Origin of the sequence: Streptomyces sp. NPDC002130, from assembly GCF_040296465.1 — a bacterium.
Classification (GTDB): Bacteria; Actinomycetota; Actinomycetes; order Streptomycetales; family Streptomycetaceae; genus Streptomyces.
Genome location: NZ_JBEOXI010000517.1, coordinates 1 through 2,747, shown reverse-complemented (window position 1 = coordinate 2,747; position 2,747 = coordinate 1). Strand labels below are relative to the sequence as shown.

Here is a 2,747-nt window from a genome sequence, read left to right as displayed (position 1 = left end):
CCGGCATTCCGTACGTGGACATCACCCGCTGGACAACCCGCGTCGCTCGCGCCGCCACTCTGGCGGGTCAGAAGTCGCCGAGCGCACCGGTGTACCTGTCGTCCGGATGGATGGGCGGAGTCACCAATATCGTCGCCGCAGCGCTGGCCGAGGAACTGGGTGGCGCGAGCACGATCGACGTCTCGATTCGCTACGACGTCAACGATATTGCCGGGCTCGACTCCGTCGACTTCATCGATCGCCTCGGCCAGGATTTCGAGGTGATGCAGAACGGCAACCCGATCACCGTCAGCCCGTTGACCGATACACGCTGGATCGACTTTCCCGGTTCGCGTACCAAGGTCGGAAGAATCGACACTCCGGAACAATTCACATTTCCCATGACATTGGGCACCGAAACTGCCAGTACTCGAATCGGTTTCAGTTCGAATGCATCCACCACCGCCCTACTTGCCGCCAAGAAGGTGGGCCTGTTTCGTTGGGGTCGCGGCGACCGCTTCACACCCCTACGACGTGGACTCCTGTACTCGCCCGGCAAGGGCGGGAGTGCGCAAGTACGCATCGACGTCACCGGTCCGAGGGGCACGACGAGCGCAACGATCGTAGATCCGCAGGGACAGGCTCACCTCACCGCGGTGGGCGGCGCGCTCGCCGTCAGACGCGCCTCGAGCGGCGATGCTCGGCCGGGAGTTGCTTTCCCCGAGTCGCTTCCGAACCCGCGCAGCACCGTCTCCGAGTTGGAGAACTTCGGGGTGGCAGTATTGCGGGCATGACCCCCTCCAAGGGTGCCGCCCGCGCGGCAGCACTTCTCGACGCAGCAGAACAGGTCCTCACCACGCAGGGCAATGCCAACTCGGCAATGCGCGATTTCGCAGCCGCGGCCGGCGTGCGAGTGGGGCATCTGCAGCATTACTACCCCACCCGCGCAGATCTGATACGCGCAGTGATGTCACGTGCATTGACCCGTTCACTGGATCGCCTTGCCGTCGTCCCCGATACGGATCAGAGCTTGTCCCGCGAGGAATCCGAACACTTCATCGCAGTCCTGCTCGGAGAACAGGACGACGAGGCAACAGTGCGCTTGTACGTCGAAGTATGGGCGATTGCTGCGGCAGACGAGGAAGTGGCCGTGGTGGTTCGAGACTTCTACGCGCAGTACATCGCACACGTTGAGCGCGCTGTTGCGTGTGCACAACCGGATCTGGATGCGGTGGACCTCAGCGCAACGGCCCAGACCATCGTGAGCCTGCTCGAGGGTTCCGCCGTTCTCCGCTCGGGAATCACCGGCCGAAAGTCCGAGGCTTCGGACCGAAAGCTGGTGAACACACTGCAGTACCTGATTCACGGGTCCTGACTCGGACGTATCGTAAAGCCCATGAGCGTTGCAAACGAATGGAGCCGAATCGAAGCGTGGTGCCGTACACACGCACCGGTGACGGCTGCAGCGTTTCAACCAGGGCTCGGTGACGCCGTCGTCGAGGAATTCGAAGCCTCGACCGGCGTCACGTGGCCCCAGGAACTTCGCGACCTGTACCGGGTGCACAACGGCAGCCTGACCCACGACGACCGGACGGGACTCTTCCTCGGCAGCGTGCTCCCCGACAAGTTCTTCTACCCCATCGACGTCGCAACCGAAGTGCGTCTCACTCTCCTCGAAACATGGGACGAGACGATCTACGAGAATCCCGACCACTACTCCGAGGACGAGATGGATCGACACGATCGACGCGACGCAGGCACTGCCGCAACCATGTTCATCCCCTCGTTCATTCCCTTTGCCGGACTGGACGAGTACCACTACTTCGTGGACACGCGCAGCGGCGCACTCCATCATTGTGTGACGGAGTACGCGTCGGACGCCACCGACAACGGCGGGCCGATCTGGGCGTCCATCTCGGTCATGCTGGCCGCCCATGCCGCTGCGTTGGAGACAGGGTCCACGATCGGAGTGTGGAAACCCGTTGTCAGCAAGGGTGTTCTGGAATGGGAAGTCGACGCATGACGTCGGAGCGGAACCCGACCCGCCGCTCCCTTGCCGACGGGCGTCAGATCTTCTACTTCGACGACGCCGGCCGTACCCGCGACCACACTGCGCGAGATACCCGCGAACTGCCGACACTCGACCACTCGTCTCGAATGAGGTACGACGTGCTCACCGGCGAGTGGATCACCGTGGCCTCCCATCGCATGACACGGACCCATCTCCCCTCCACTGCCGAATGCCCGCTGTGCCCGACCAACGAAACACGCACGCCTACAGAAATACCCGACGCGGACTACGACGTCGCGGTGTTCGAGAATCGGTTTCCGAGCTTTGCGTCGGCACCGCAGGATGGCGCCCCCAACACCGGAGACGGCCCGGGGGATCGCCCAGCCCTCGGCCACTGCGAAGTGATGTGTTTCTCGAGCGATCACACGGCGTCCGTCGCCGAACTTCCGCTCGAACGCATGCGCACGATTGTGGGTGCCTGGATTTCTCGGACCGAAGAGTTGTCAGCGGATCCGGTTGTGGAACAAGTCTTCTGCTTCGAGAACCGCGGCGAAGAAATCGGGGTAACACTCACCCACCCGCACGGACAGATCTACGCGTACCCGTATGTCACGCCACGCACCCGATCCATGCTGACGCAAGCAGACAAACACTTCGAGCGCACCGGGCGCTCACTACTCGCCGATGTTCTGGCGTCCGAGCGCGAGGACGGAACCCGGTTGATCTACGACGGCGATCACTGGAGCGCCTACGTCCC

At 62.8% G+C, this 2,747-nt stretch carries 4 protein-coding genes; all 4 read left to right on the top strand.

Annotation, left to right across the window (positions count from 1 at the left end; all coding sequences use genetic code 11):
* The coding region (locus tag ABT116_RS42070; RefSeq protein WP_351645680.1) for a saccharopine dehydrogenase family protein at positions 1 to 773 on the top strand (773 nt) is incomplete at its 5' end.
* Positions 770 to 1,354, top strand: a complete 585-nt coding sequence (locus ABT116_RS42065) for a TetR family transcriptional regulator C-terminal domain-containing protein (RefSeq protein ID WP_351645677.1) — start codon at positions 770 to 772, stop codon at positions 1,352 to 1,354. The genes ABT116_RS42070 and ABT116_RS42065, both read left to right, overlap by 4 nt.
* A gap of 21 nt (positions 1,355 to 1,375) precedes the next feature.
* Positions 1,376 to 2,002, top strand: coding sequence for an SMI1/KNR4 family protein (locus ABT116_RS42060; protein WP_298776828.1), 627 nt, complete (start codon positions 1,376 to 1,378; stop codon positions 2,000 to 2,002).
* On the top strand, positions 1,999 to 2,747 hold a 749-nt coding region (locus ABT116_RS42055), incomplete at its 3' end, for a galactose-1-phosphate uridylyltransferase (protein WP_502984037.1). The genes ABT116_RS42060 and ABT116_RS42055, both read left to right, overlap by 4 nt.

Excerpts from the sequence above, each read along its gene's own strand:
- ABT116_RS42065 (WP_351645677.1), top strand. The coding sequence starts at position 770 with ATGACCCCCTCCAAGGGTGCCGCCCGCGCGGCAGCACTTCTCGACGCA.
- ABT116_RS42060 (WP_298776828.1), top strand. The coding sequence starts at position 1,376 with ATGAGCGTTGCAAACGAATGGAGCCGAATCGAAGCGTGGTGCCGTACA.